Annotated in this window: 26 protein-coding genes; 6 read left to right on the forward strand and 20 right to left on the reverse strand. The window is 63.3% G+C overall.

Going from position 1 to position 25,007, the window contains the following annotated elements; translation table 11 throughout:
* The first annotated feature begins 228 nt into the window (after positions 1–228).
* The 3 genes from GR197_RS19380 (at position 229) to GR197_RS19390 (ending at position 2,533) form a co-directional block, all read left to right on the forward strand.
* A complete protein-coding gene (locus GR197_RS19380; protein ID WP_164012406.1) occupies positions 229–1,014 on the forward strand; it encodes an IclR family transcriptional regulator in 786 nt (261 codons plus the stop codon).
* A gap of 75 nt (positions 1,015–1,089) precedes the next feature.
* On the forward strand, positions 1,090–1,926 hold the full coding sequence (locus GR197_RS19385; protein ID WP_164012408.1) for an amidohydrolase family protein: 837 nt from the start codon (positions 1,090–1,092) through the stop codon (positions 1,924–1,926).
* 202 nt (positions 1,927–2,128) lie between these two features.
* Complete coding sequence (locus tag GR197_RS19390; RefSeq protein ID WP_003594961.1) at positions 2,129–2,533, forward strand: helix-turn-helix domain-containing protein; 405 nt, start codon at positions 2,129–2,131, stop codon at positions 2,531–2,533.
* Positions 2,534–2,564: 31 nt separating this feature from the next.
* On the opposite strand, the gene GR197_RS19395 is transcribed toward GR197_RS19390, so the two are convergent.
* From GR197_RS19395 to GR197_RS19450, 13 genes are all read right to left on the reverse strand, one after another.
* Complete coding sequence (locus tag GR197_RS19395) at positions 2,565–2,831, reverse strand: hypothetical protein (protein WP_164012410.1); 267 nt, start codon at positions 2,829–2,831, stop codon at positions 2,565–2,567.
* A gap of 66 nt (positions 2,832–2,897) precedes the next feature.
* Positions 2,898–3,641 (reverse strand): TfuA-like protein, encoded by a 744-nt coding sequence (locus GR197_RS19400; protein WP_164012412.1) that lies wholly within the window; start codon positions 3,639–3,641, stop codon positions 2,898–2,900.
* Complete coding sequence (locus GR197_RS19405; RefSeq protein WP_246724632.1) at positions 3,638–5,002, reverse strand: YcaO-like family protein; 1,365 nt, start codon at positions 5,000–5,002, stop codon at positions 3,638–3,640. Before GR197_RS19405 ends, GR197_RS19400 begins: the two co-directional genes overlap by 4 nt.
* A gap of 13 nt (positions 5,003–5,015) precedes the next feature.
* Entirely contained in the window at positions 5,016–5,159 is a 144-nt protein-coding gene (locus GR197_RS32065; RefSeq protein WP_165504814.1) for a hypothetical protein, read from the reverse strand.
* A 103-nt stretch (positions 5,160–5,262) separates the two neighbouring features.
* Positions 5,263–7,215 carry a BTAD domain-containing putative transcriptional regulator gene (locus tag GR197_RS19410; RefSeq protein WP_164012415.1) on the reverse strand — a complete coding sequence of 651 codons (1,953 nt, stop codon included), beginning with the start codon at positions 7,213–7,215 and terminating at the stop codon, positions 5,263–5,265.
* Between the two features lie 358 nt (positions 7,216–7,573).
* Positions 7,574–8,497 (reverse strand): carboxylating nicotinate-nucleotide diphosphorylase, encoded by a 924-nt coding sequence (nadC, locus tag GR197_RS19415; RefSeq protein ID WP_204330299.1) that lies wholly within the window; start codon positions 8,495–8,497, stop codon positions 7,574–7,576.
* Positions 8,475–10,016, reverse strand: a complete 1,542-nt coding sequence (locus GR197_RS19420; protein ID WP_164012420.1) for an L-aspartate oxidase — start codon at positions 10,014–10,016, stop codon at positions 8,475–8,477. The genes nadC and GR197_RS19420 overlap by 23 nt, the downstream gene beginning before the upstream one ends.
* The gene (gene nadA, locus GR197_RS19425) at positions 10,013–10,984 is read right to left on the reverse strand and encodes a quinolinate synthase NadA (RefSeq protein ID WP_164012422.1); all 972 of its coding nucleotides are present in this window, start codon (positions 10,982–10,984) and stop codon (positions 10,013–10,015) included. Before nadA ends, GR197_RS19420 begins: the two co-directional genes overlap by 4 nt.
* Before the next feature lie 69 nt (positions 10,985–11,053).
* Positions 11,054–11,950 carry an NrtR DNA-binding winged helix domain-containing protein gene (locus GR197_RS19430; protein WP_164012425.1) on the reverse strand — a complete coding sequence of 299 codons (897 nt, stop codon included), beginning with the start codon at positions 11,948–11,950 and terminating at the stop codon, positions 11,054–11,056.
* 197 nt (positions 11,951–12,147) lie between these two features.
* Positions 12,148–12,960, reverse strand: a complete 813-nt coding sequence (locus GR197_RS19435; RefSeq protein WP_164012427.1) for a 3-methyl-2-oxobutanoate hydroxymethyltransferase — start codon at positions 12,958–12,960, stop codon at positions 12,148–12,150.
* 42 nt (positions 12,961–13,002) lie between these two features.
* The gene (locus tag GR197_RS19440; RefSeq protein ID WP_164012429.1) at positions 13,003–14,229 is read right to left on the reverse strand and encodes an FAD-dependent oxidoreductase; all 1,227 of its coding nucleotides are present in this window, start codon (positions 14,227–14,229) and stop codon (positions 13,003–13,005) included.
* Positions 14,230–14,240: 11 nt separating this feature from the next.
* Positions 14,241–14,555, reverse strand: a complete 315-nt coding sequence (locus GR197_RS19445) for a MocE family 2Fe-2S type ferredoxin (protein ID WP_028758296.1) — start codon at positions 14,553–14,555, stop codon at positions 14,241–14,243.
* Positions 14,556–14,576: 21 nt separating this feature from the next.
* The gene (locus GR197_RS19450) at positions 14,577–15,665 is read right to left on the reverse strand and encodes a fatty acid desaturase family protein (RefSeq protein ID WP_164012431.1); all 1,089 of its coding nucleotides are present in this window, start codon (positions 15,663–15,665) and stop codon (positions 14,577–14,579) included.
* 133 nt (positions 15,666–15,798) lie between these two features.
* Between GR197_RS19450 and GR197_RS19455 the strand changes: the two genes are divergently transcribed.
* Positions 15,799–16,827 (forward strand): LacI family DNA-binding transcriptional regulator, encoded by a 1,029-nt coding sequence (locus GR197_RS19455; protein WP_164012433.1) that lies wholly within the window; start codon positions 15,799–15,801, stop codon positions 16,825–16,827.
* A gap of 163 nt (positions 16,828–16,990) precedes the next feature.
* Positions 16,991–17,803, forward strand: a complete 813-nt coding sequence (locus tag GR197_RS19460; protein ID WP_164012435.1) for a TIM barrel protein — start codon at positions 16,991–16,993, stop codon at positions 17,801–17,803.
* A 47-nt stretch (positions 17,804–17,850) separates the two neighbouring features.
* On the opposite strand, the gene cobM is transcribed toward GR197_RS19460, so the two are convergent.
* Both cobM and cbiE read right to left on the reverse strand, forming a co-directional pair.
* Positions 17,851–18,609, reverse strand: coding sequence for a precorrin-4 C(11)-methyltransferase (gene cobM / locus GR197_RS19465; protein WP_164012437.1), 759 nt, complete (start codon positions 18,607–18,609; stop codon positions 17,851–17,853).
* A gap of 4 nt (positions 18,610–18,613) precedes the next feature.
* Positions 18,614–19,846, reverse strand: a complete 1,233-nt coding sequence (gene cbiE / locus GR197_RS19470) for a precorrin-6y C5,15-methyltransferase (decarboxylating) subunit CbiE (protein WP_164012439.1) — start codon at positions 19,844–19,846, stop codon at positions 18,614–18,616.
* Here cbiE and GR197_RS19475 point away from each other — a divergent pair.
* Positions 19,845–20,615, forward strand: coding sequence for a cobalt-precorrin-6A reductase (locus GR197_RS19475; RefSeq protein ID WP_164012441.1), 771 nt, complete (start codon positions 19,845–19,847; stop codon positions 20,613–20,615). The genes cbiE and GR197_RS19475 overlap by 2 nt on opposite strands.
* Here the strand turns inward: GR197_RS19475 and GR197_RS19480 are convergent.
* The 5 genes from GR197_RS19480 to cobF all read right to left on the reverse strand — a co-directional run bounded on the left by GR197_RS19480 (position 20,579) and on the right by cobF (position 24,921).
* Positions 20,579–21,343, reverse strand: a complete 765-nt coding sequence (locus tag GR197_RS19480; protein ID WP_164012443.1) for a precorrin-3B C(17)-methyltransferase — start codon at positions 21,341–21,343, stop codon at positions 20,579–20,581. The genes GR197_RS19475 and GR197_RS19480 overlap by 37 nt on opposite strands.
* Positions 21,340–22,071 carry a precorrin-2 C(20)-methyltransferase gene (locus tag GR197_RS19485; protein WP_164012445.1) on the reverse strand — a complete coding sequence of 244 codons (732 nt, stop codon included), beginning with the start codon at positions 22,069–22,071 and terminating at the stop codon, positions 21,340–21,342. The genes GR197_RS19480 and GR197_RS19485 overlap by 4 nt, the downstream gene beginning before the upstream one ends.
* The gene (locus tag GR197_RS19490; RefSeq protein WP_164012447.1) at positions 22,068–22,700 is read right to left on the reverse strand and encodes a precorrin-8X methylmutase; all 633 of its coding nucleotides are present in this window, start codon (positions 22,698–22,700) and stop codon (positions 22,068–22,070) included. Before GR197_RS19490 ends, GR197_RS19485 begins: the two co-directional genes overlap by 4 nt.
* A gap of 2 nt (positions 22,701–22,702) precedes the next feature.
* Positions 22,703–24,085 (reverse strand): precorrin-3B synthase, encoded by a 1,383-nt coding sequence (gene cobG, locus GR197_RS19495; RefSeq protein ID WP_164012449.1) that lies wholly within the window; start codon positions 24,083–24,085, stop codon positions 22,703–22,705.
* Between the two features lie 71 nt (positions 24,086–24,156).
* Positions 24,157–24,921: a precorrin-6A synthase (deacetylating) gene (gene cobF, locus GR197_RS19500; RefSeq protein WP_164012451.1), complete on the reverse strand. Its 765-nt coding sequence runs from the start codon at positions 24,919–24,921 to the stop codon at positions 24,157–24,159.
* Positions 24,922–25,007 lie beyond the last annotated feature (86 nt).

Below are 25,007 nucleotides of genomic sequence, written 5' to 3' on the forward strand. Positions count from 1 at the left end.
TCCCACTTTGCGCGCTCTGACCACCCTCCGGCAAGATAGTGCCGGCAGCCTGCCGTCTGGTTCGGGTTGCGGAAGCGTTCGGTATCTCACGTGATACCGAGCGGCCTCTTCAGTGATGATTTGTCTTTTTATAGACAAACAGACGATTGGCCAAGCGTCAAGCGCAAACTTTTGCTTTTCCGGCTGTGGTTCTGCGTATATGCAGAATGATATTCACAGGAGGAAGGAATGGAGACCGACGAGTCAGACCGCTACCGCGCTCCTGCGCTCGACAAGGGCCTCGATATCCTGGAATTGCTCGCCAGCGTCGACAGCGGCCTCACCCAGGCGGAAATCGCCAAGCGGCTCGACCGCAGCCCCAACGAATTCTACCGCATGCTCGACCGCCTGGTGCGCCGCGGTTACGTCACCCGGCTGGATGGCGACCGTTATTCGCTGACGCTGAAGCTTTTCGGTCTTGCGCAACTGCACACGCCGGTGCGCCGGCTTGCCTCCTACGCCACGCCGCTGATGCGCGATCTCGCCCAGCGCACGCGCCAGGCCAATCACCTTGCCGTCTTCGACCGTGGTGCGGCCGTTGTCATTGCCCAGCAGGAGGCGCCGGACTACTGGGGGTTCTCGATCCGCATCGGCGCCCATATCAGCCTGTTCGACACCGGTTCGGGGCATGTGCTGCTCGCCTTCCGCAGTGATGAAGAGCGGGAGATGATGATCTCTGAACATGTGCGCAGCCGCGCCGACATGGAACTCGGCGCCGATTTCTACGATCGTCTCGACCAGATCCGCGAGCGCGGCTACGAGATGATGGCGAGCGCCCAGACATCCGGCGTCTACAATCTCTCCGCGCCCGTTCTCGGGCCGGATGGGCGCTGCATCGCCGCCCTCACCTGCCCCTTCATCGCGCTTGTCAACGCGCCCGCGGCTCCCGATATCACCCAGGCGATCATGCAGGTGCAAAAGACCGCCGCCCAGCTTTCGCTGCTTGCCGGGGCTGATGTCGCCAACTCGGCCTGATGCGGCGAATTTTTATTTGAATAATCCATTCACCAGAAATAAGTTGCGGCGCAGGCTGACTTGGAGGAGAAAAGCGTGCTCATCGACACCCATCTGCACATCATCGATCGCTCAGCGCTGCCTTATCCCTGGCTCTCCCAGGTGGCCGATCTCGACCATGATTTTCTCTATGAGACCTATGCGGCCGAGGCGCGGCGCTGCGGCATCACCACGGTGCTGCACATGGAGGTCGACGTCGATCCCGCCGCCATGCAGGGCGAGACCGACCACATCGCCGGCATCGCTAGGAAGGACGGCAGCCTGATTGCCGGCGCCATCGTCTCCTGCCGGCCGGAAGAGCAAGGTTTTGCCGCCTATCTCGAGCGGCAGAAGGCCGATCCCTTCGTCAAGGGATTCCGCCGCGTGCTGCATGTCGTGCCCGACGACGTGTCGGAAGGCGCCCTCTTTCGCGAAAATATTCGCCGCATCGGCGGCAGCGGCCTGACCTTCGACCTTTGCACATTGCCGCACCAGGCAGGCCGCGTGAACGCCCTCGTCGATCTCGCCCCGGATGTGCAGTTCGTGCTTGACCATTGCGGGGTGCCGGATATCCGCTCCGATGCCTTCGAGCCATGGAAGGCCGGCCTATCGGAGATTGCCCGGCGGCCGAACGTCGTCTGCAAGGTCTCCGGCGTCGTGGCCTATGCCGACGCCACGACATGGACGGCGCAAACTCTCAAGCCCTATATCGAACATGTGATTGCCAGTTTCGGCTGGGATCGTGTCGTCTGGGGCAGCGACTGGCCGGTCTGCACGCTCGGCGGCGGCCTCTCTACCTGGGTCGCAGCGACCCACGCCGTGCTATCCGGCAGCAGCGAGACGGAGCGGTCCAAGCTGCTTTTCGCCAACGCACAGCGTCTCTGGTCGCTTTGACGTCACGAAATCACGTGATGTGCTGTGCCTTTTAAAAGTGCTACTTTGGCATGTCTTTTGCTTCTGTAAGGATGAAGCGACGCAGTGTATCGGTTTGGGACGACTTACCGCCGAGCAATTGCTAGCTTTAGCCATCTCAGGTAAAAGTTGTCAGACACGGATTTGGCGAATAACTTCAGTCCGTGTCCTCAGGAGGGAAAAAATGAAAGAAGAACCGCATTCCGTCGACGTTCACGTCGGAAAGACTATCCGTATTCAGCGTCTGCTAAGGAAAGTTTCTCAGACGGAGCTGGGCGATCGGGTTGGTGTAACGTTCCAGCAGATCCAGAAATACGAAAAGGGTTCCAACCGCGTTTCCGCCAGCATGCTGGTTGAAATCGCCGGCGCGCTGAAGGTCGACGTCAGGACATTTTTCGACGATCTGTCGGCCCCCGATACGGCCAACGACAACCCGGCTCCGAGCGAAGAATTCATTATTTCGCGCGAAGGCGTGCTTCTCAATGCGGCGTTCTTTTCGATCAAGAACGAAGCTCTTCGCAAGAAGATCCTGAAGCTCGTCCAGGCGATTGCCCACACCGAACAGCTGGACGGCGAAGCGGCGGAATAGGCCGTTGTCCTTCAGGCGATCCGCATGAGGGTCAGTGGCGATCGATCAGGATCAGATTCTCGCTGGCGTCCTTCATTGCGATCTTGGCTTTGCTGCCGAGCAGTTTCTCGAGATTGACGTCTAGCTCCCTGTCGGGATCTATGCCGTCCCAATCGATGACGACCTGCAGCAGCGCCATGTTCGTCAGGTGCATCAAATTCCGCAGCTGAAGATTTTCAGCCTCCTCCTTGGCTGCCGACAGCAGCCGGAAGATCCTTGCGTATTCGCTGCCTGTAGCTTCGTTGCCTTGTTCAAACATTGTTCCCGCCCCTTTGGCCGTGAAACCCTACGATTCCATTACCACTGCATCTTTCTGCCGTGACCGTTATTCAAGCGTTACAGGAACCGCATTGCGCGTGACTTCGGCGTGCAGCAGCTCCCAATGCGAGGTCGCGGCAAAGCGCCAGTCACGGTTGACGGGCAGGAATTCGTCCCGGCGCAGCCATTCAAGCACCAGCCGGGCGTCGTGGCGCTTGCGCTCGACGCGGCTTCCGCGGATCGCGGCGAGGATCTGGTCGCGGCGCGGCTTGCGGAAATGGCACTCGTCGACGACCTTGGTATAGGTGCGCTCGGAAAAATGCAGGAAACGGCCGGCAAGCAGCAGTTTCTTGCGTTCGCCCGACGAGATCTCGCCACCGGCAAGAAGCGCATCGATCGTCGGCTCGAAATCGACCCAGGGCACCGAGAGCGGCAGCCAACCGAGCGCCTGCGGCGCATGCACCAGCGCGACGGCTTCGTCGTCGAGCAGCCGCCCGGACTCGTAATCTTCGAAGACCGAGCCGAGCCCGACCATGCCGAAGGGCGCACATTCGGCCGCCCGCAACGCGCCCATGCTGGCGCCGCCGGCAACGGCGACATCGTGTTCGAGGGCGAATAGAATTTCCTTGTGCCAGACCGACGGCAGATCGCCGAAATAGCCGTCGACGAGGCCGATGGCGGTGGCGCCGTCGTGAACAGCCTTCAGGATGTCGCCGCAGGCAGCCGGCGGCCGGAAATCGATGCGAGGAGACATGGCTCTCGCAGCAGTGAGATCGCTGCCAAGGCTCGGGCCGACGAACAGCACCTTCATGACTGGGCTCCTCTCATGGTGTTGACCGCCCGCATGCCGAGCTGGATGTACTGGCCGGAGATATCGACCTCCAGGCCGGGCACGATGACCCTGACGACGGAGACCGGCAGAGCCCGGTGCGCAAACGGCACGACGACGATCTGCTCGATGCCGGTCGCTGCCAGCCGGTCGGCGATATGACCGATGGTTTCCTGGATCGTCGCCGGGCGGCTTTGACGCGGCTGGAAGGCGCGCATGCGGCCGCCGCCTTCGCAGAGTTCGACCACCTGCTGCATCGCCTCGCTCCGGTCGAGCCGCTGATAGACGCGCGGCGAAAAATCGTCGCGGCTGCCGGCAATTGCAGTCAGCCGGCTCTGCGCCGCTTCGGTGATGGCGCGCAGCGCGGCGCGCACGGGGTCGGGATGGCAGCCGCAGCCGCCGCAGACATGAGCCCAGCGTGCATCGACGCGGTCGGAAAGATTGCCGGGCATGATAACGGCGAGAAAGGCGGGAACGCCGATATCAGTGGTCATGTCGAGCAGCAGCAGCCGCATGCCGGCGCGCGCAATCCGGTCGGTCATGACATCGATGACCGCATCGCCGAAGCAGGCGGGGTCGATGCGGCTTTCCTTCAGCCGCTCAGGCGATTTCAGCTGGGTCAAGGCCCAGGCGTCACGCTCCACCAACTCGCACAGCCCATGCAGGACGGCTTCCGATGGTGTGTTGCCGGAGGCGAGCCCATCGCTCGACTGCTCGAAGCCCGGCGGCCTTTCGCCGCGATGGTCGAGGCCGACGAGCCACCAGGGCACGAAGACGCTGCTACCGGAAAGGATGTCGAGCCCGGAGCACCAGGGAATAAGACCGCTGCCGATCTCGTCTGGCGCGCAGCGGGCGACATTGTCGAGATCGATCATGGCGGCATGTTCCGCCCGCATGCTCGCGGTCGTCGCCAGCGTCAGGTCGGCCGGCGGGATTTCGGCGATCCGGGTCTCGATCGCTTCCATGGCGGCCGAGGTCATGGCGGCATCATTGTCTATACCCTTGCCTTGGAAGACCGAGAGCGTATGGCTATTGGGCCGCGTCGCGAAGGCGACAGGGATGTTCAAGACGTCGAGAGCGGTCAGCAGGCCGACGCGCGTGATGCCGAATTCGCGCAGATGCGGCCTGATGGCCGCCAAGGTCTGCGCCGGCGTGACGGCGCGGTCATGATAATCGCTGACGCCGGCCGATGATCGTTTGAGGTCACCGGCAAGCGTTTCAAGAGCATCTCCGTTTTTCTTCGAATCACGAAAATGCTCTATCTCTTTCTTTTCACGCAATTCCGGACGCAAAACCGCTTCACACTTTTGCTGGAATTGCTCTAGATCGGTGAAAACAGACATACCGATCTGTTCCTTAGCGGAACCTCAGCGCATGCGTCAGGCTCTCGAGCGCATTGGCGGAAACGTTGAGTTCGTCTTGTTTCATCGCTGCTCTGGCAGCTGCAGAGAAGCGCAGGGACTGTGTCTGAACTGCGGTGGTTTCAGCATTCGTCTTCATGTTCCATCTCCGATTGGTCGGGCAGCTCGCTGCCGTTAACCATCGGAGGGAAACATTGCCTGCGTCATTTAAGCGTTACAGGCTTCGTTAAAAGGCGGTGCAATCAAGGAAGACCGGCGAGTTGCAGGCCTTTTATCAGCGGTTCCGTGAAGGCGGGATCGCGATCGGGGACGAAATGACGGATGTCCTCGCTGCGGAAATCGGGGAAGTTTTCCAGCACCGTCCGGGCATAGTTCTGAGCCTTGCCGGTATCACCCGCCATCGCATGCGAAGCGGCAAGCAGACGCGCCGTCGCCTGTTTGGTCTTCACCGGTTCCAGCGCGTCGATCGCCTTTTCATACTCTTCGCGCATGAAGTGGATGCCGCCGAGGTTCCAGTAATAATAGTCCGGCGGCAGTGGATTGAGTTTGAAGGCCGCGCGGCTGAGCTCCAGCGCCCGATCGAAATCGCCGTCATGGGAAAGCGCGTCGGCGAAATCGGCGAGGATGTCGGCATCGTTGGGATTGAGATCCTGGGCCTGCTGGAAATATTCCAGGCTTTCGTCGAAGCGGCGGCGATAAAGCGCCACAAAACCGAGCTCGCGATAGGCCCGGCCGCTGTTCGGGTCGGACTGCTGCGCAAGGCGGGCAGCACCATTCGCCTCGTCGAGCAGTTCCTTGTCCCGCATGCCGCGGATCAGCCATTCCATGCCGAGTGCGCGCGACACGCCGGCATGGGCAGCCGAGAAATGTTCATAACGATTGAGCGAGGATTTGAACCATTTGCGTGCCTGGCGCAGATGCTGCAGGTCGGTCTGGGCGATCAGCCGCTTGCCTTCGAGATAAAGGCGATAGGCGGAAGCCGGCGCATCGCCGATCGGCATTGCCAGTTCGTGGCGCTCGATCGTGTCGGCGAGCGAGGAGACGATCCGCCGCGTCAGATGGGCGAAGGACTCGCTGATCTTCTGCATCACCAGCGGCAGTTCCAGCGCCCAGATCACCTCCGACGTTGTCGTCCGGTTCAGCCGGCAGGTCGCAAAGACATCCTCGTCGCGGCCCTGAATGGTGACGTAGACCGCATAGTCGAAGCGGAGGTCGAGCGGGCCGGGCACGGCACGGGCAGGATCGATCGAGCGGCTGAGGATCTCCAGGCTCGTATGTGCCGCGATCACCTTGAATCCACGCTGCTGGCTGAGGCCGATGGTGACGTCTTCGAGAAGCGCCCTGCCGACGCGCTCCATCAGCGGATCGGTGAAGATGCTTTCCGGGGGCAGGATGATGATGCGCGGCTGGCCAAGCAGATCGCCAAACATTCCAGGCGCCGATGGGCGCTCCGGCACTGCGACTTGTGCTGGGGGGATCAGGCAGAGCTCGCGGGCGAGCGCTGTGGTGTTTTCCTCCGGCTCGGTGTCGAAGTCGTCCTTCAGCTGGCTCTTGCACTTCAGATAGGCCTGGCGGGCCGCAGCCGGATCGTTCATCCTGACATAGGTGCGCATCAGGGCGCGATAGGCCGTCTCACTGGCAGGATCGAGTTCCAGCAGCCTTCTGGCAAGTGTAACCTGCTCCTCGTCCGACCTGTCTTCCGACGTCTCGATCAGCCGGGTGAGATGGGCAGAGCGCAATTCGTCGATACGCTGGCGCTCGAAGGTCAGCCAGTCCTCGGCGCCCTGCGTCGGCGATTTGGCGCCTTCCAGCAGTTCGCCGCTCAGCATATCGCTGTCTTCGGGGGCGAGCGGCGCTTTCTGCTTGAGGATATGAACGTCGACCTCCCAGCCGCCCGCAAGCCCGATATGGGTTCGGGTCGCTGCAAGCAGCGGCGGAAGATCGGCGGGAATGCTCTGTTCGATACGCGACAGCAGCTGGCGCAGGCTACCCGCGCGTTTTTCCGGCAGTTCCGATTGCCAGAGCTGCCGCCTGACGGTTTCGCGGTCCAGTTCGAGATTGGCTTCGGCGGCGAGCATGGCGAGGAGAAAATAAGACTTCTCCGGCAAGGGGAGTTCCCTCCCCGCTGCCAGCAGCCTCGGTCTTCCGAGCAGGCAGAGCCTGTTCGTTGACATCTGTCCCGATGTCCGTTGCATCCCGGTTCTCACCCCTGAAAGCCAAGGCGCGCAAACGTAGCCGCCGCAGAAATCATGTTAGAGCTATAAGGGCGCCGCGCATAGCGGTTTTGCTATAAAAAGAAGAATTTTCAGCGAATATTTGCATTTTCGCGTGTCGCTCGCCGAGAAGATGCTTAGCCGATATTTTCCGACGGACGCGTTTTGCCTTCTGTGACGGGGAGTTGTTTGAACCGCCGCAGACCTCGATGGTTGGCAGGCCAGAACAGGATGATTTCCGGCCGGATCTGCCAAAGACTGAATCCTGTTCCAAAATAAATAGTTAGAGCATGATGTCGTAAGAAAGCCACTCATGCTTTTCGGGATCATGCTCCAGGGATCACCGTATCTGCGCAACCCGTTTCGGGCTCGTTTCCGTCGCGGTTGCGGCCTCGACGAAATCGAGCCCGATATCCAGCACCGGGGCGCTGTGCGTCAGCCAGCCGACGGAGATGAGATCGACGCCGGAAGCCGCGATTGCGGCAGCCGTTGCCGGCGTGACCCGGCCGGAGGCCTCGGTGATCGCCCGGCCGGCGACGATGGCGACGGCGTCGCGCAGTTGCGCGGGCGTCATATTGTCAAGCAGAACGGCGTCGACGCCAGTCTCCATCGCTTCGCGCAGCTGATCAAGCGTGTCCACTTCGACCTCGACCTTCACCAGATGGCCGACGCCGGCGCGTGCCCGGCGGATCGCCTCGGCGACGCCGCCTGAAATGGCGACGTGATTGTCCTTGATCAGCACCGCGTCATAGAGCGCGAAGCGGTGGTTCATGCCGCCGCCGGCCCGCACCGCATATTTTTCCAGCACCCGCAGGCCCGGCGTGGTCTTGCGCGTGCAGGCGACGGAGGCTTTGCTGCCGCGGATGGCGGCGGCAATCTCTGCCGTCACCGTCGCGATACCGGAGAGATGGCCGAGGAAATTCAGCGCTGTGCGCTCGGCCGTCAGCAGGCCGCGTGAGGGACCTTCGATGGTGGCGATCACGCTGCCGGGTTTGACCGCATCGCCGTCCTGGAGATGCCGGCGCAAGGTGATCTCCGGATCGACGAGGGTGAAGGCGAGTTCGGCCGCATCGAGGCCGGCGATGACGCCCGGCTGGCGGGCGGCCATGACGACGGTCGAGCGATGGTCGTGGGGAATGACCGATGCCGAGGTGATATCGCCGGCAAGACCGAGATCTTCGAGCAGGGCTGCCCGGACCAGCGGTTCGACGATCAGGCGCGGAAGCGGAACAAGGCTCATCTCAGGCACTCCTGGCAAGGGCATAGGACGGCGTGGCGCGGGCGATCTCCAGCGCCTGGGAAAGGCGCATGCAGCGCCGGTTTGCATCGCCGAGCTTCAGCGGAAAATCGGTGCGGGCATGGGCGCCGCGCGATTCCGTCCGCAGGCTGGCAAAGACGGCGATCAGCAGCGCGACGATAGCAGGATCGGCGGCAGGGCCGTCGCCTTCGGCAAGCGGCAGCAAGGCGGCGATTGCGCCCTCAACGGCGCCGGCATTGCGCAGCACGCCGAGATGGCGTGAGACGATCGGCCGGACGAGCGATGCATCGGCCGGCGCCGGCAGCTTCTCGGCCAAGAGGGTGCCGGCGGCGCGCCCCGGCATGGTCGAGATGTCGCGCGCCGCCCGCATGCCCATCACTGCTGCCTCCAGCAGTGAATTGCTAGCAAGCCGGTTGGCGCCGTGCAGGCCGGTTGAGGCGGCTTCGCCAGCGACCCAGAGTCCGGCAACCGAGCTGCGGCCGTTCGCATCGGTGGCAACGCCGCCCATGTGATAGTGAACGGCTGGGCGCACCGGAATGAGGTCTTTTGCCGGATTGATGCCGGCCTCGCCGCAAAGGGTCGAGATGACGGGAAAGCGTGCGGCAAAGCGGCTGCCGAGCGCATCGCGGGCATCGAGAAAGACCCTGCCGCCGCGGGCGATTTCGGCGCTGATGGCGCGCGCCACCACGTCGCGCGGCGCAAGCTCTGCGCCTGGAATGCGGGCCATGAACCGTTCGCCGCGTTCGTTGAGGAGCAGAGCCCCCTCGCCGCGCACCGCCTCGCTGACGAGCGCTAACGGCCTGCGGCGGGAATCGAGCGCCGTCGGATGGAACTGGACGAATTCCATATCGGCGAGATCAGCACCTGCCCTTGCGGCGAGCGCGATGCCCTGGCCGAAATTGCCCATCGGGTTGGTGGTCGCATCATAAAGCCCGCCGATGCCGCCGGTGGCGAGCACCAGCTTCGACGTCGGCAGGATGGCGGCGCCGTTGGCGGTCGCTGAGAGCAGGCCGGCAACACACTCGCCATCCATCATGATCCGCCGCGCCTCAAAACCTTCGAGCACAGTGATGGAAGGTGTCTGCTTCACCGCCCGCACCAGCGCGGCGATAATCGCGGCCCCCGAGCCGTCGCCTTCGGCGTGGACGATGCGGCGGCGGCTATGGGCGGCCTCCAACCCGAGCGAGAGCTCGCCGGCGGCATTGCGGTCGAAACGCACCCCGGCTTGCTCCAGCGCGGCAATTGCCGCGGGTGCATCGGCAATGATGCCGGCGGCGACTGAGGGATCGCAGACGCCGTCGCCGGCGACAAGCGTGTCGCCAAGGTGCAGCGCCGCGCTGTCGTCGGCGCCCATGCTGGCGGCGATGCCGCCCTGTGCCCAGGCGCTCGATGTCTCCGCGCCAAGGGCGGCGCAGGTGAGGATGACGCAGGGTTCAGGCGCCAATGTCAATGCGGTCATCAGCCCGGCAAGGCCGCTGCCGACGATCACCGTGCGTCCGGCAAGATTGTGGAGACGCTCGGTCATATCGCCAGCATCCTTTCGACGGCGCGGCGCGCGGCAACCGCAATCGCCGGATCGACCGTCACTTCGTAGCGGTTTTCCTCAAGCGCCGCGCGGATATTGCCAAGCGTGATCCGCTTCATGTGCGGGCAGAGATTGCAGGGGCGAATGAATTCGACCTCGGGATGATGCACGGCGACATTGTCGCTCATCGAACATTCGGTGAGCAGCACGACGCGCGCCGGCTTCCGGCTGCCGACATAATCCGACATCACAGCGGTGGAGCCGGCAAAATCGGCCTCAGCCACCACCTCGGGCGGGCATTCGGGATGGGCGAGCACCGTTACGCCGGGATGGTTTTCGCGCAGCTGGCGCACGTCCTCGGCAGTGAAGAGTTCATGCACTTCGCAATGCCCGTGCCAGGCGATGATCTCGACATCGGTCTCACGGGCGACGTTGCGCGCCAGATATTCGTCCGGGATCATCAGCACCTTCGGCACGCCGAGCGATTCCACCACTTGTCTTGCATTGCCCGAGGTGCAGCAGATGTCGGAGGCAGCCTTCACCGCCGCCGAGGTGTTGACATAGGTGATGATAGGCACGCCGGGATGGGCCTGACGCAAGAGGGCGATATCCTCAGGCGTAATCGAATCCGCCAGCGAACAGCCGGCGCCGAGATCCGGGATCAGCACGGTTTTCTTAGGATTCAGCAGTTTGGCGGTCTCGGCCATGAAGTGCACGCCGGCCAGCACGATCACGTCGGCATCGACCTCGATCGCCTTGCGGGCAAGCGCCAGGCTGTCGCCGACGATATCGGCCACACCGTGGAAGATCTCCGGGGTCTGATAGTTGTGCGCCAGAATGACGGCGTTGCGGCGGCGCTTCAGCTCGAGGATGGCGTCGACATCGTTTTCGAACGACATCCATTCGGCTTTGGGAATGACGCGGCTGACGCGCTCATAGAGCGAGGATGCGGAAACAGGGTGGTTCATGACCGGCTCCTAATTATGCTCTATTTGAGCATATCGTAGGCAAATAGATATTCTCACCATGAGCATATGTCAATTGCGGGAGAGCGGTAATTTCGTTCCGGCCAACGCCCGTTCTTCGAGCACCGTGTGGCGGAAGCAGAAGAGCTTGGCCGGCCGGCCGCCGGTTTCGCTTTCCGTGCCGCCGGTTTCCTCGACCAGTTCCTGCTGTTCGATGAGGCGGCGGAAGTTCTGCTTGTGCAGCGTCAGACCCGCCAAGGCCTCGATGGTGCGCTGCAGCCGCAGAAGCGTAAAACTCTCCGGCATCAGCTCGAAGACGACCGGGCGGTATTTGATCTTGGCGCGCAGCCTGGCGATCCCGGTCGCCAGAATGCGGCGGTGATCGGCAAACATCGCCCGGCCGAGATTGGCTTCGCCAGCACATCCGGCTTCGGAAACGAGCCCGGCTTCATAGAGCAGTTCGTAGCGCTGCAAGGCGAGATCCTCATTCCAGCCGCCGCCGTCGAGGCCGAAGGTGAAATCGGCCCGGCGATGGCGATGGTCGCGCCTGAAAGAATCGGCATCGGCCCAGATCTTTAGACGCGCCATGATCTCGTCAAGCACGACTGGGCGGCCCTGCCGATGGTCTTCCCAGGGGAAATATTCATACCAGCCGTGCCATCCCGGCCGGCCGGCGCCCGACTGCTCGTTGACCAGGCCGAGATAGCTGATCGAGATCGTCCGCCCGCCCGGGATGTCGTTGTTCCGGTCGCGGTCGGCGAAAGTATAGAGCTGTTCGAGATAGCCGACGGGATGCTCGGTCTGCTCCTGCACCCATTCGCGCAGGCCCGATTGCAGGGTGCGATGGCCCATTTCGAAAGGGCCTGATGGTAGCGCATTGCCGGAGCGGATGGTCATCACGCGCGGCTCATCCCCCGTCACCGCGACGAGCACCGCAATCAATTCCGCATGCGCAAAGCCGATCGTCACAGGGGACCGAATACTCCGTTCCGAATGGTCATTCCTGACACAGGCCAGGACGGAAGCCAATGGAGCGGAAGCGACTTCGCGGCACTTCCCACATCATCAAGGCAATACGGCGCGCTGCCTCTTGTTTCTGGCGAAGATGCCTTTCGCTGACCGCTCAAGGCGTTCGTCGCTGGCGCTCAAGCGACGGATATCTGCCTTCACCTATTTCCCGTCTCGCCGGCCAGCCCATCCAGGAAAATCTTCAGCTCTGTTTCGTCGATGCCGACGAGATGGCGTTTTTCCGGATAGGTGCCGGTTCGGACATCCTCGGCGAATTCCGTGAAGGCGGCGATGCGTTCGCGCTGCAGCCGGTCGTATTCGGCGGCGAAGTCGCGATAGACCTTGGCATGGCGGGGATAGTGGTTGCGATTGGCGCCGAGCACGTCGTCGGCGAACAGATATTGGGCGTCGCAGCCGCTGCCGGCGCCCATGGAGATCATCAGCATCGAGGTGTTGCTGCTGATGGCGGCGGCGACATCACCCGGCACGACTTCGATTTCGGCGGCGAAGGCGCCGGCCTCTTCCAGCGCCTTGGTCTGCCGCCAGATCTCGGCCGCACTTGCCGCCGTCTTGCCGACGGCGCGGAAACCGCCGGTCCAGGTTGCCTTCGACGGGATCAGCCCGAGATGGCCGCAGACGGGAATGCCCTCTTCGCGCATGCGTCGGATCGTCTGCAGGCTGGCGGCGCAATAGACCGCATCGCCGCCGGCCTTCAGCGCCGTAAAGGCGGCACGCAGATAATCTTCGGCCGAGACAAGATCGCCATATTCGAGCCCCGGAATGGCAAAGGGGGTAGGAGCGATTTCGCGAAAGACCGGGCCAAGCAGCGACGGCGGCACCGAGACGATGTCGATCCCTGCCTTTTCGGCAGCATCCGCCTCTTCCAGCGAGGTGACGCGCAGCATGGTGAGCTGGCGCTTGCCCTTTTTCGCCAGCAGATCGGCGACCGTCGCGCGCTTATGTTTCTTCATCGTCAATTCCTTTGAATATATCGGGTGAAATTATCGGGCGGCTCAGGCGGCCAGCAGGGATTTCAGTTTGACGTTGCTGGCTGCGAGTGCTGCCGGATCGGGATGGGCGCGCGCGGCGATCAGCATTTCGGCGAGGCGGATGTCGCGCGCCACCGTATTGCCCGGTCCGATGCCGCTTGCGGCGATCAATCGTCCGTCGGCATCGAGATGGAACAGAATGAAGGCGCCTGCGCCGAGATCGCGGCGCTGATGCGTGACAGCGCCTTCGGCAAGGCCGGCAATTTGCAGCGTCATGTCATATTGGTCCGACCAGAACCACGGCACGGAGGAGACGGCTTCGTTGAGCCCGAGCATGTTGGCCGCGGCCAATGTGCCTTGCTCCTGGGCATTCCGCCAGGATTCAAGCCGCACCCGCCGGCCGCCATAGATCGACAGCGGGAAGGAGCAGCAGTCGCCGGCGGCAAAGACATCAGAGGCCGATGTCTGGAGATAGGTGTCGACTGCAATGCCGTTTTCGATCGTCAGCCCCGCTTTTTCGGCGATCTCCACATTCGGCCGCGCGCCGATGCCGACAAGCGCGAGGTCGGCTTCGATCACTTCGCCGCCCGACAATCGGATCAGGGCCTTCCCGCCCTCCTCGGTCAGCGCCGCGATCGAGACGCCACAGCGGATATCGACACCCTCGGCGCGGTGGCGCTCGGTCAGGAGATCGGCGATCTCTTCCGGCACGCCGCGTTTCAGCACGCGTTCCAGTCCTTCGACGACGGTAACCTCGGCGCCGAGCAGGCGCGCCGTCGCCGCAAGCTCCAGCCCGATGAAGCCGCCGCCGATGATAGCGATATGTTTCCCAGGCTTCATCGCAACGCGCAGTGCCGCCGCATCGTGATGGGTTCGCAGCGAGCGAATATGGCTGCTGCCTTCCGGGGCGCCAGGAAACGAACGCGCCGCTGCGCCGGTCGCCAGCAGAAGTCTGTCGTAGAAGAGCGTCGTCCCGTCCGAAAGCGTCACGCTCTTGGAGGCTGTGTCGAAAGCCTTGGCCTCAAGGCCGGTCCGCAGCCGGATGCCGTTTTCCGCGTATTTTTCCAGCGCAGCGATGAATTTCGGATCGCCGGCATCGGCAGACCCCGCCTTCGAGAGCGGCGGCCGCTCGTAGGGATGAAGGGGTTCGGCGCCGACAAGCGTTATCTCGCCGTCAAAACCTTTTTCCCGCAAGGCGAAGGCGGCGCGCGCTCCGCATTCGCCGGCTCCCAGAATGACGAAATGAGCCACGCAGGCCTCCCTCAGAGCGAGATGAAGACGGCACCGTCTTCGATCTTGACCGGATAGGTCTTGAGATTGACGCAGACCGGCGCGCCCTTGGCTTCACCGGTCTTGTAGTTGAAGCGCCCGTTATGCTTCGGACATTCGATGATCTCGTCCATCACCAAGCCGTCAGCGAGGTGGATATGCTCATGGGTGCAAAGCCCGTCGGTCGCGAAGAATTCGTCGTCCGGGCTGCGATAGACCGCGAAGGTGCGCCCGTCATGATCGAAGCGGATGACATCCTCTTCGTCGATCTCGTCCTTGCCGCAGACCTGGATCCAATTTCCGCTCATCTTGTCCTCCCGTAATTGTGATTATTGCGCGGCCGGGGCCAACTCGTTGTGGAATTCTTCGCGATAGGGCCGCGCGGTGGCCGGCAGTTCGCGCTTCAGGAAATAATCCTCGTTGCGCAACTGGCGCAGGAAGGCCGGGATCATCTCGCGGTAGCCCGACAGGATCGACGGGTTCGGCGCCGGCAGGTCGTGTTTGATCATCGCGTGCAGGCGGGGCAGCGCGTGGTAGGGCACCATTGGGAACATGTGATGTTCGACGTGATAGTTCATGTTCCAGTAGATGAAGCGGCTGATCGGGTTCATGTAGACCGTGCGACTGTTCAGCCGATGGTCGATGACATTGTCGGCCAGGCCGCCATGCTGCAGCAGGCCGGTCAGCACATGGTGCCAGGCGCCGTAAAGGCGCGGCAGGCCGACCAGCATCAACGGCAGGATCGACCCCATGGCGATCGCGGCGGCGAACGTCGCGAGATAGATCGCCAGCCAGATGCGGGCGATGCGGATCGCATTCGGCTGCTCCATCGCCGGAATGAAGGTTTTTTCCGCCGCGCTGACGATGCCGCAGGCGTTGCGCAGCATGTCGACCAGCGCATGCCAGACGTCGAGGATGCCGAAGAAATTGAGGGCGACCCGGAAAAGATCCGGCGGCCGCATGACGGCGATTTCGGGATCGCGGCCGACGATGACGGTATCGGTGTGATGGCGCGCATGGCTCCAGCGCCAGGTCACCGGATTGCGCATGATCATGAAGCAGGCGATCTGATAGACGGCATCGTTCATCCAGCGCGTCTTGAAGGCGGTACCGTGGCCGCATTCGTGCCAGCGGCTGTCGGAAGCCGAGCCGTAGAGCACGCCATAGGCGAGGAAGAAGGGCAGCGCGACCCACGAGCCCCAGAAATAGACGCCGAGCCCGGCAAGAACCGCCATGCTGCCGAGCCAGATGACCGTGTCACGGATCGCCGGCGCATCGGAGCGCTGCATCAGCGCCTTCATCTCCTTACGCGGAATATCGGTGTGATACCATTCTGCCGCCGCCAGCCCCGTCTCGACGGCGGTGCGGCCGCTTTCGCCGAGCAGGCCGTAGTCCCGTTTTTTTGTCTGGGTCGCCATCATCCGCCTCCCGTTATGCTGTTGCTGGGGAGGATAGGTTGACTTTGGAAGGCACTCAATGCAGGCTTGATGCAATCTATCAAAAGCCATCAAGAATGGCTTGCATAAATGATTGAATCCATCAGGAACGCCCATGCGCCGTCCGACCATTTCCGATCTCGCCCGCGCTTCCGGCGTCAGCGTCGCCACCGTCGACCGGGTGCTCAACGCCCGCCACCGCGTGCGGGAGGAAACGGCGCGGCGGGTCTATGACGCGGCGCAGTCGATCGGCTATCACGCCGTCGGCCTGATCCGGCAACGTGTCTTCGAGGATCTGCCCCAATATAAGCTGGCTTTCCTGCTGCAGAAACCGACGCAGTCTTTCTACCAGAGCTTCGTGCGCGAGATCGAAACCGCAGCGCGTGCGGTGACGACCGCCCGCATCCAGACGCAGATCGACTTTCCCTCCGCCGCAACACCGGCGGCGATCGTCGAAAAGATCAGGACGCTTGCCGCCCGCAATCAGGCCGTTGCTCTCGTCGGCCCGGATTATCCGGCGGTGACGACGGCGGTCGAGGAATTGAAGGAGCGCGGCATTCCCGTCTTCTCGCTGCTTTCCGATCTCGCCACGGGTGTGCGCGATGCCTATGTCGGCGTCAACAACCGCAAGGTCGGGCGCACCGCCGCCTGGACGATTGCGCGAACGGCGCGCAAGCCCGGCAAGGTCGCCTGTTTCGTCGGCAGCCACCGTTTCCACGGCCATGAATTGCGGGAGATCGGTTTTCGCTCCTATTTCCGCGAGAATGCGCCGGAATTCGACGTTCTGGATACGTTGATCAACCTCGAGACCGCCGAGATCACCCATGAGGCGACGCTGACGCTGCTGCAGAAACGTCCCGATCTCGTCGGCCTCTATGTCTGCGGCGGCGGCATGGAGGGGGCGATTTCCGCGTTCCGCGAAGAGAATGTCGATGGCCGGATCGTGCTTGTCGTCAACGAGCTGACGCCGGAGAGCAAAGCCGGCCTTGCCGACGATATCGTCACCATGGTGGTCGCGACGCCGCTGCCCGCTCTCTGCAAAGAGCTTTTGTCACTGATGGTCGGCGCGATCGAGCATGGGGAGGCCGCCGTTCCCGGCCAATCCTTCCTGCCTTTCGACATCTACATCTCGGAGAATATCTGAGGAATGATGGAATTCTATCATTGCGGCTGAAATTCTTTCAGCAATGAGGGCGGGCGCCGGCGATCGCGGATGGATTGCCCTCCGAATTCCGATAGAGATTCGCTCGCCCATTCACGAGGAACTGCTCCGCTTATATCGCGGAGACGAGGAGGATATATTCGTCATGACTTCGATCCGCTTTGCGCTCAACCATATGGCGGCGCCGTCGCTCGCCATCGATGATTTCTTCGCGCTGACAAAGTCGCTCGGCATCGGTTCGGTCGAGATCCGCAACGACCTATCCGGCAATGCAATTCTCGACGGCACCAAACCCGAAGCGATCAAGGACGCAGCCAGCCGCCACGGGCTGACGATCATCTCGATCAACGCGCTACAGCGCTTCAACGAGTGGAATGAAGCTCGCGCGAGCGAAGCGCAGGCGCTGATCGATTATGCCAGCGCCTGCGGCGCCAAGGCGCTGGTCCTCGTTCCGAAGAACGACGGCACCGGCTGCGCCGACGGCGAACGCCAGGCCAATCTGCGCCAGGCTCTGACGGCACTGAAGCCGATGCTTGAAAAAGCCGGCATCATCGGCCTCGTCGAGCCGCTCGGCTTCGAGATCTGCTCGCTGCGCTCGAAGACCGAGGCGGCCGAGGCGATCAAGGAACTCGGCGCGCAATCGACCTTCAAGCTCGTCCACGACACTTTCCACCATCACCTTGCCGGCGAAGCCGCGACCTTCCCGGAGTTTTCCGGCCTCGTGCACATTTCGGGCGTCAGCGATCCTGCCGTTTCGGTTGCCGATATGCGCGATTCCCATCGCGTGCTCGTCGACGGCGCCGACCGGCTCGACAATGCCGGGCAGATCAAGGCGCTGCTGCAGGCGGGTTATAAGGGTCCGTTCTCCTTCGAGCCCTTCGCCGCCGAAGTTCATGCGGTCAAGGACCCGGAAGGCGCGCTTCGCGCCAGCATGGAGTATCTGACAGCGCGCGTTTGAGATTAGCGCATTCACAATCGGTCGCCGAGGCGGCCGATTGTGACAAATTATTCCCGGCCTCGGAACCGGCGCTGATAGGCGGGATCATAGAGCGAACTCTCGCGGAAATCCTCTGCTGCGAGCGAGGGTCCGACGAAGATGATCGCCGTGCGTTCGATCGGTTCGGCTGCAACCTTCGCCTCGATATCGGAAAGTGTGCCGTGCAGGATGCGCTCGTCCGGCCAGGAGGCTTTGACGACGATCGCCACCGGGCAATCGGCGCCATAGAGCGGCGTCAATTCCGCCACAACCTGCTTCAGCGCGTGGATTGCCAGATGGATCGCGAGTGTGGCGCCCGTCGCGCCGAATTTCGCCAGCGTTTCGTCGTTCGGCATCGGTGAGGCGCGGCCGGAAACGCGGGTGAGCACCAGGCTTTGGGCCACCGCCGGGATGGTCAGCTCGCGCCCGAGCGCCGAGGCTGCGGCGGCAAAGGCCGGAACACCCGGCGTCATCGTATAGGCGATGCCATGTTTTTCCAGCCGGCGTACCTGCTCGGCGACGGCGCTCCAGACCGAGAGATCGCCGGAATGCAGCCGGGCGACATCCTGGCCGGCCGCAGCGGCGCTGAGATATTCCGCCTCGATCTCGTCGAGCGACATCGGCGCGGTATCGACGATGCGCGCATCCGCCGGGCAATATTGCAGCAGTTCCGGCGAGACGATCGAGCCGGCATAGAGGCAGACCGGGCATCTAGCGATAAGATCGCGGCCGCGCACCGTGATCAGATCCGCAGCCCCCGGCCCCGCGCCGATGAAATGCACCGTCATCCCGTTATCCTTTCGTCCAGCGCCATTGCGTCACCGGCATCGCCGGCCGCCAGCCGTTCATGCCGCCGATGGGCTCGGCGCGCGATATTTCGATCCGTGTCAGCGAGCCGCCGCGTTTTGCATGTTCGGTGAGCAGCACGGCTTCCATCTCCAGCGTCACTGCATTGGCGACGAGCCGCCCTCCACGCTTCAGCGCGGCAACTGCGGCATCGATGACTCCAGGCTCGCTGCCTCCGCCGCCGAGGAAAATCGCATCCGGTTCCGGCAAGCCCGTCAGTGCGCCGGGCGCGGTGCCTTCGACGACGGCAAGATGCGGCACACCGAAGGCGGAGGCGTTGCGGGCGACGCGGGCGGCCCGCTCTGGCGATTGCTCGATGGCGATTGCCTTTAGCGACGGATCGGCCAGCATCCATTCGATACCGATCGATCCTGAGCCGGCGCCGATATCCCAGAGCAGTTCGCTGTGACGCGGCGTCAGCGCCGACAGAGTCACCGCCCGGATTTCGCGTTTGGTGATCTGTCCGTCATGTTCGAACAGCGCATCGTCTAATCCTGCGGCGAAAGGCTGAATGCGAGCCCCCTCCCCCGCTGCGATTTCAAGCGCACAGACGTTCAGCGGATCGACGTCCGCGAGATCGAATTGCGCTGCCACGGTGCTTCTCCGCCGTTCACGATCACCGCCAAGTGCCTCGAGCACGGTAAGCTGCGACTGACCGAAGCCGGTGGTGGCGAGCAGGTCAGCCAGATCACCAGGCCCGTTCTCGTCCGAGGTCAGCGCGATGATGCGCCGCCCGGGGTGCAGATGCGGCCGGATCAGGTCGATCGGCCTGCCATGCAGCGAAATCGTCGCGACGTCCTGCAGCGGCCAGCCGAGACGCGACGCGGCAAGGCTGAAGGCCGAGGGCGCCGCGATGGTGCGCATCTCTTCCGCCGCGACATGGCGGGAAAGCGTTGCGCCGACGCCGTAGAGAAACGGGTCGCCGGAGGCGAGTACCACGACCGGCGTGCCACGCCTTTGAAGGATGGCGTCGACCGAGCGCTCGAACGGGCTCTGCCAGGAAAGCTTCTCGCCCAATATCAGCGGCGCTGCAAGCGCATGGTGGCGCGCGCCGCCGAAGACCGCAGGTGCGATGGCGATCAGCCGCCTCGCCTCTTCGCCGAGCCCTTCTGGACCATCTTCGCCGATGCCGATAATAGTCAGCCAGCGCGGGCCACACGGAGGAGAGACATCAGGCATGGGAAGACCTCGCATTCTGATCCTCGGCGGCACCAGCGAGGCGCGGCTGCTCGCCGCAGACCTGGCGGCACGGGGAAATTGCGATGTTCTTCTGTCGCTGGCCGGGCGTACCGAAAAACCGGCCGCGCAGCCGGTTCCAGTTCGCATCGGCGGTTTCGGCGGGGCTGCAGCGCTTGCGGATTTTCTGAAGGCCGGCGGATATGACCTGCTGATCGACGCCACGCATCCCTTCGCCGAGCGCATTTCCGCCAATGCCGCCTTTGCCGCCGAGACCACCGGCATAACCGCAATCGCTCTGCGCCGTCCCGAATGGCAACGCCAGCCTGGCGATCGCTGGCGCGAGGTGCGGAGCATCCCGGCTGCCATCGAAGCGCTCGGCCCCTCCCCCCGCCATGTCTTCCTGGCGACCGGTCGGCAGGGTGCGCATCACGCGGAGGCGGCGCCGCAAAATTTCTATCTCATCCGCAGCGTCGAGACCGTCGAGCCGCCGCTGGCCCTTGCCAATGTCGACTATCTCCTCGATCGTGGCCCGTTCACGCTGGAAGGCGAATGCGCGTTGCTGAAGCAGCATCGCATCGACGCCGTCGTTGCCAAGAACAGCGGCGGGGCCGCCACCTATGCGAAGATCGAGGCAGCCAGACTGCTCGGCATCGAGGTAATGATGGTGGCACGCGCGCCAGCCTCCGCTGTCAGGGCGGTCGACACTGTCGAGGCGGTGCTGGCGACGATCGATCACCTCGTTTGCCCCGCCATGAAACGCGGGGTATAGACAAGGTCCAGCCTGCCGGGCCGCGTGACGATCCGCGTCTCGGCAGAGCCGATGATGATGCAGGTTGCCATATCGGCCATCGACGCATCGGCCTGCGACAGGTTCTGTACGGCGATGCGCTCGTCCGGCCGCCCGGCCGCCCGCCCGAAAATAACCGGCGTCGTTGCGGGCAGATGGTCGCGCAACAGATTGAAGGCTTCGCCGAGCTGCCAGGGCCGCGCCCGGCTGATCGGGTTATAGAGGGCGATGACGAAACCGGCCTTGGCTGCCAGTTCAAGACGGTTTTCTATTATATTCCAAGGCTTTAAATTGTCGGATAGCGATATGGCGCAGAAGTCGTGGCCAAGCGGCGCCCCGGCTCTTGCCGCCACCGCCAGCATCGCGGTGATGCCGGGCAGGATGGTGAGATCGACCGCCCGCCATGCTCCCGGCCCATTCTCGATCGCCTCGCAGACGGCGGCAGCCATGGCGAAGACACCGGGGTCGCCGCCGGAGACGACGCAGACTTTCGCGCCGTCTGCTGCCATCGAAAGTGCCGCCCCTGCCCTGTCCAGTTCCTCGCGATTGTCCGAGGCATGCCGCAGCTGATCGTCGCGGAGCTGCAGCCTGTCGAGATAGGGGCCGTAACCGAAGAAATCCGTTGCCGCTTCGACGGCGGCCAGCGCTTCCGGTGTCATCTGTTCCGGGTTGCCGGGACCGGTGCCGATCACGAAAAGCTGGCCGCTCATCGGCTGTTCTCCCAGCCCGGCACCAGCACCAGCGAAAAATATGGCGCGTCGCCATCGGCCCGGTCGGCAAGCTTTTCCATTGCCGCATTCGCCATGGTGCCGCGCTCGACATAGACGGCTTCGGCAAGCCGGCCGGCTGCCGCCAAGGCCCGGCGGATCTTCGGCAGATTGCGGCCGACCTTCATGATGACGGCGGCTTGCGTATCGGCAAGACGACGCGTCAGCTCGGTCTCCGTCATCGTACCCGGCAGTACGGAAAGCACATCGTCGCCCTGGACGATCGGCATGCCCGCCAGGGACCAGCAGCCCGACATGGCGCTGATGCCGGGGATCACCTCGGTTGGGTAGCGCTGCGAAAGCCGGATATGCAGATGCATATAGGAGCCGTAAAACAGCGGATCGCCTTCGCTGAGCACGGCGACGGTGAGCCCGGCATCGAGATGGAAGGCGACTGACCTGGCCGACCGGTCGTAGAATTCGGTGATCAGGTTCTGGTAGCGCGCGTCGTTCTTGTCGATCTCGGTGGTGACGGGATAATAAAGCGGCAGCAGCGTCACGCCGGGTTTCAGCAATGGTTCGACGATCGCCTTGCCGTTGCCGCCCCTGCCATGCTTGGCGAAATAGGCAATCACGTCAGCGCTTTCGATGGCGCGCACGGCCTTGAGGGTCAAAAGCTCCGGATCACCGGGACCCGTGCCGACGCCGATGAGACGGCCGCTTGTCGTCATAGGCCCGGCCTCGCCAATGCATTGATGGCGGCTGCCGTCATGGCGCTGCCACCGAGCCGGCCGCGCACGATGGCAAAGGGTACGCCGTAGGAATTCTCCGCCAGCGCATCCTTCGATTCCGCCGCGCCGACAAAGCCGACAGGCATGCCGAGGATTGCTGCAGGTTTCGGGGCGCCGTCGCGCAGGAGTTCGAGCAGATGGAAGAGCGCGGTCGGGGCATTGCCGATCGCGACGACGCTGCCGCCGAGCCGATCGAGCCAGAGATGTATGGCGGCGGCCGATCGCGTATTGCCGGTTTCGCGCGCCAGTTCCGGGGTGGCGGGATCGCGCAGCGTGCAGATCACCTCGTTCAGCGCCGGGAGCCGCGCCCGGGTCACGCCCTGGGATACCATTTCGGCGTCGCAGAAGATCGGCGCCCCGCCCTTCAGCGCGTTGCGCGCGGCACCGACAAGATCGGCGGCGAACAGGAAATGTTCGGCCGCCTCGACCAGCCCGCAGGCATGGATCATGCGCACGGCTATTTCGGCCTGATCTTCGGTGAAGCGCGAAAGATCGGCTTCGGCGCGGATGATCGCAAAGGATCGCTCGTAGATCGCGTCGCCGCTGCGGATATAATCGTAGTCTGGCATTCCTATTCCTGTCGCAGCGCCTTCGAAACGCCGGTTGCGCCAAGCCGTGTAAGGCAGGCAGCAGCCGATTCGCCAGCGCCTCTGTTGTCTTCGATGGACCGGGCGAGCCTCTCTATAGCGAAATCGATCCGACCGCCAGCGATCCGTTCGTCCGGCCGATCTGCCGCTGACCCGTTGAGGATGAGGTCGTAACCTTCAGCCGTGCCCGTCAGCGTCAGTGCCGGCCGCGCATGTGCGCAGCCCTTGGCACAGCCGGAGAGATGCAGCGTCAGCGAGCCGTCGAAAAGGGCAGGCGCTACGGCAAGGATTTGGCGCGCTAGGCTTCGGGTCTCGTAGAAGGCGGAACCGCAGGCGCCGGCACCGGCGCAGGCGGCGATGTGTTCGCTGTTCTCCCCGGGCTGCGCGCTGAAGCCATATTTGGCTGCGGCGATCTGCATAGCCGGCACTCTATCTTCGGGAAGACCGATGAAAAAGAAACCGCGACCGGGCGCCAGCCGAATGGCCGTCGCGCCGTGGGCGTCGGCGAGATCGAGCAGAGCGATTAGATCGGACGCCCACATCTGTCCGAATTCGGGCCTGACGCCGAGTACGGTTTTGCCGTCTGCCAGCCGATGGAGGCCGGAAAGCGGTATGCTTGCTGCGCGTGACGGAATGAAGCGAATGTTATCCACAGCCGGAAAATGCGCCCTCAGACGCGCCGGGTCGATATCCCGTGTCCGGCTGCCCTGCCCGAGGGCTGCCAGCAGGCTCAGAATATTGCCGACGGCTGATACCGCGGCCGCGGCTGGACCCGTTGCCACCGGCATTGCAGTTTCACCGTCGCCATTGATCGCGACGAGCCAATCTGCGTTGGATCGCGCGACGATGCGGATATCTGCGGAAAGTGCCGACAGCCCGAATGCTCCACCGCCGTCGACGACGATCGACAGTTTTGGCGCGAGCCGCGGCGAGGCGATGAGATCGTGAAGCGTGCGGCGCAAGGCCATTTCCATTGCGGCCGGATCGCTCCGCTCTTGCGGGTCGATACCGTGCAGCGGCGAAATCTCGATCGCCGGCCCGCCCGGCACGGTGATCCCGGCGGCATCGATATCGGCGGCAAGCTGCCCGACGGTCTCGGCCCGCAGTCCGCGGATCTGCAGATTGCCGCGGGCGGTGATTTCCAGAATGCCATTTCCATGCGCAGCGGCTGAGCGGGCGAGTGCAGTAAATTGCGGCAGCGTCAGCGCGCCGCCGGCCGGCCGCAGCCGCACCAGCAGACCGTCGCCGGTCGGCATCGGCGTGGCCAGAGCGGGGCAGGCGCCGCGCCTGCGCAGCGCCACCGCCGTGCGGCCGTGCAGATCCGCCTCGCCTGTCCCGTCGATCGTCGTTGCAGCCTCACTGCTCATTCGTGATCCTCTGACCATTTCTTACATGATCGCAGCCGGCGCGGCAAAACATGTGGAAAACGGCCGGCCGGCTATTCCTCGAAATCCCGTCCTTTGCGCAGCAGATAGATATCCATGATCCAGCCCTGCCTTTGCCTGGCCTCGGCGCGGAGCGCCTGAATCTCGGTGGCGATATCCCCAAGCCGTCCCGATCTGACGATCTCGTCCTTGGTGCCGAGATAGGCGCCCCAGAAGATTTCCGCGTCGGGATCGTCAATCTTTGCAAAAGCCTGTTCGCCGTCGAGCATGACGATCGTGCTGTCGGTCAAAAGCCCGTCCCGCGCCAGCTTGCGCCCTGTGGTGATCTCGATCGGCTTGCCGACGAGGTTGACCGGGATTTTGTGGCTGGCCGCCAAGGCCTGAATGCTGGTGATGCCGGGAATGACGCTGTAATCGAAATCCAGGCCGGTTTCCTGCCGCACGCGTTCGATGATGCGGATCGTGCTGTCATAGAGGCTGGGATCACCCCAGACGAGGAAGGCGCCGCCACCATTTTCCGGCAGGCCGGAGATCAGCTCTCTATAGATCCGGGCGACCTCACCGTGCCAGACATCGACGCTTTGCGTGTAGGTTCTGTCTGCCGTCTGCCTTTGCGGCACGGCGAATTCGCAAACCCTACTGCCCGGCCGCGTTATATATCGCTCGCAGATCTCGCGGCGGATCTCGGCAAGCTCTTCTTTGCCAGTCCCTTTGACAGGCAGGAAGACCACGTCGGCAGCGTTCATCGCGTTGATCGCCTGTATGGTGACGTGCTCCGGATTGCCTGTGCCGATACCGATGATATGGATGTGCTTCAAGCCGATAGTCCCCGTGAGTCCCGGCGGTCTTGCCGAAAAAGCCGGTGTTCCGCAAGGGCGATGGCAGAGAGTTGGCCGCGGCCAAC

This window comes from Rhizobium phaseoli, assembly GCF_010668805.1.
GTDB classification, from domain to species: domain Bacteria; phylum Pseudomonadota; class Alphaproteobacteria; order Rhizobiales; family Rhizobiaceae; genus Rhizobium; species Rhizobium phaseoli_A.

Coding starts and splice junctions, on each gene's coding strand:
- GR197_RS19380 (WP_164012406.1), top strand. CDS start 229: ATGGAGACCGACGAGTCAGACCGCTACCGCGCTCCTGCGCTCGACAAG.
- GR197_RS19390 (WP_003594961.1), top strand. CDS start 2,129: ATGAAAGAAGAACCGCATTCCGTCGACGTTCACGTCGGAAAGACTATC.
- GR197_RS19395 (WP_164012410.1), bottom strand. CDS start 2,831: ATGTTTGAACAAGGCAACGAAGCTACAGGCAGCGAATACGCAAGGATC.
- GR197_RS19400 (WP_164012412.1), bottom strand. CDS start 3,641: ATGAAGGTGCTGTTCGTCGGCCCGAGCCTTGGCAGCGATCTCACTGCT.
- GR197_RS19405 (WP_246724632.1), bottom strand. CDS start 5,002: ATGTCTGTTTTCACCGATCTAGAGCAATTCCAGCAAAAGTGTGAAGCG.
- GR197_RS32065 (WP_165504814.1), bottom strand. CDS start 5,159: ATGAAGACGAATGCTGAAACCACCGCAGTTCAGACACAGTCCCTGCGC.
- GR197_RS19410 (WP_164012415.1), bottom strand. CDS start 7,215: ATGCAACGGACATCGGGACAGATGTCAACGAACAGGCTCTGCCTGCTC.
- nadC (WP_204330299.1), bottom strand. CDS start 8,497: ATGCCCTTGCCAGGAGTGCCTGAGATGAGCCTTGTTCCGCTTCCGCGC.
- GR197_RS19420 (WP_164012420.1), bottom strand. CDS start 10,016: ATGACCGAGCGTCTCCACAATCTTGCCGGACGCACGGTGATCGTCGGC.
- nadA (WP_164012422.1), bottom strand. CDS start 10,984: ATGAACCACCCTGTTTCCGCATCCTCGCTCTATGAGCGCGTCAGCCGC.
- GR197_RS19435 (WP_164012427.1), bottom strand. CDS start 12,960: ATGAAGAAACATAAGCGCGCGACGGTCGCCGATCTGCTGGCGAAAAAG.
- GR197_RS19445 (WP_028758296.1), bottom strand. CDS start 14,555: ATGAGCGGAAATTGGATCCAGGTCTGCGGCAAGGACGAGATCGACGAA.
- GR197_RS19450 (WP_164012431.1), bottom strand. CDS start 15,665: ATGGCGACCCAGACAAAAAAACGGGACTACGGCCTGCTCGGCGAAAGC.
- GR197_RS19455 (WP_164012433.1), top strand. CDS start 15,799: ATGCGCCGTCCGACCATTTCCGATCTCGCCCGCGCTTCCGGCGTCAGC.
- GR197_RS19460 (WP_164012435.1), top strand. CDS start 16,991: ATGACTTCGATCCGCTTTGCGCTCAACCATATGGCGGCGCCGTCGCTC.
- cobM (WP_164012437.1), bottom strand. CDS start 18,609: ATGACGGTGCATTTCATCGGCGCGGGGCCGGGGGCTGCGGATCTGATC.
- GR197_RS19475 (WP_164012441.1), top strand. CDS start 19,845: ATGGGAAGACCTCGCATTCTGATCCTCGGCGGCACCAGCGAGGCGCGG.
- cbiE (WP_164012439.1), bottom strand. CDS start 19,846: ATGCCTGATGTCTCTCCTCCGTGTGGCCCGCGCTGGCTGACTATTATC.
- GR197_RS19480 (WP_164012443.1), bottom strand. CDS start 21,343: ATGAGCGGCCAGCTTTTCGTGATCGGCACCGGTCCCGGCAACCCGGAA.
- GR197_RS19485 (WP_164012445.1), bottom strand. CDS start 22,071: ATGACGACAAGCGGCCGTCTCATCGGCGTCGGCACGGGTCCCGGTGAT.
- GR197_RS19490 (WP_164012447.1), bottom strand. CDS start 22,700: ATGCCAGACTACGATTATATCCGCAGCGGCGACGCGATCTACGAGCGA.
- cobG (WP_164012449.1), bottom strand. CDS start 24,085: ATGAGCAGTGAGGCTGCAACGACGATCGACGGGACAGGCGAGGCGGAT.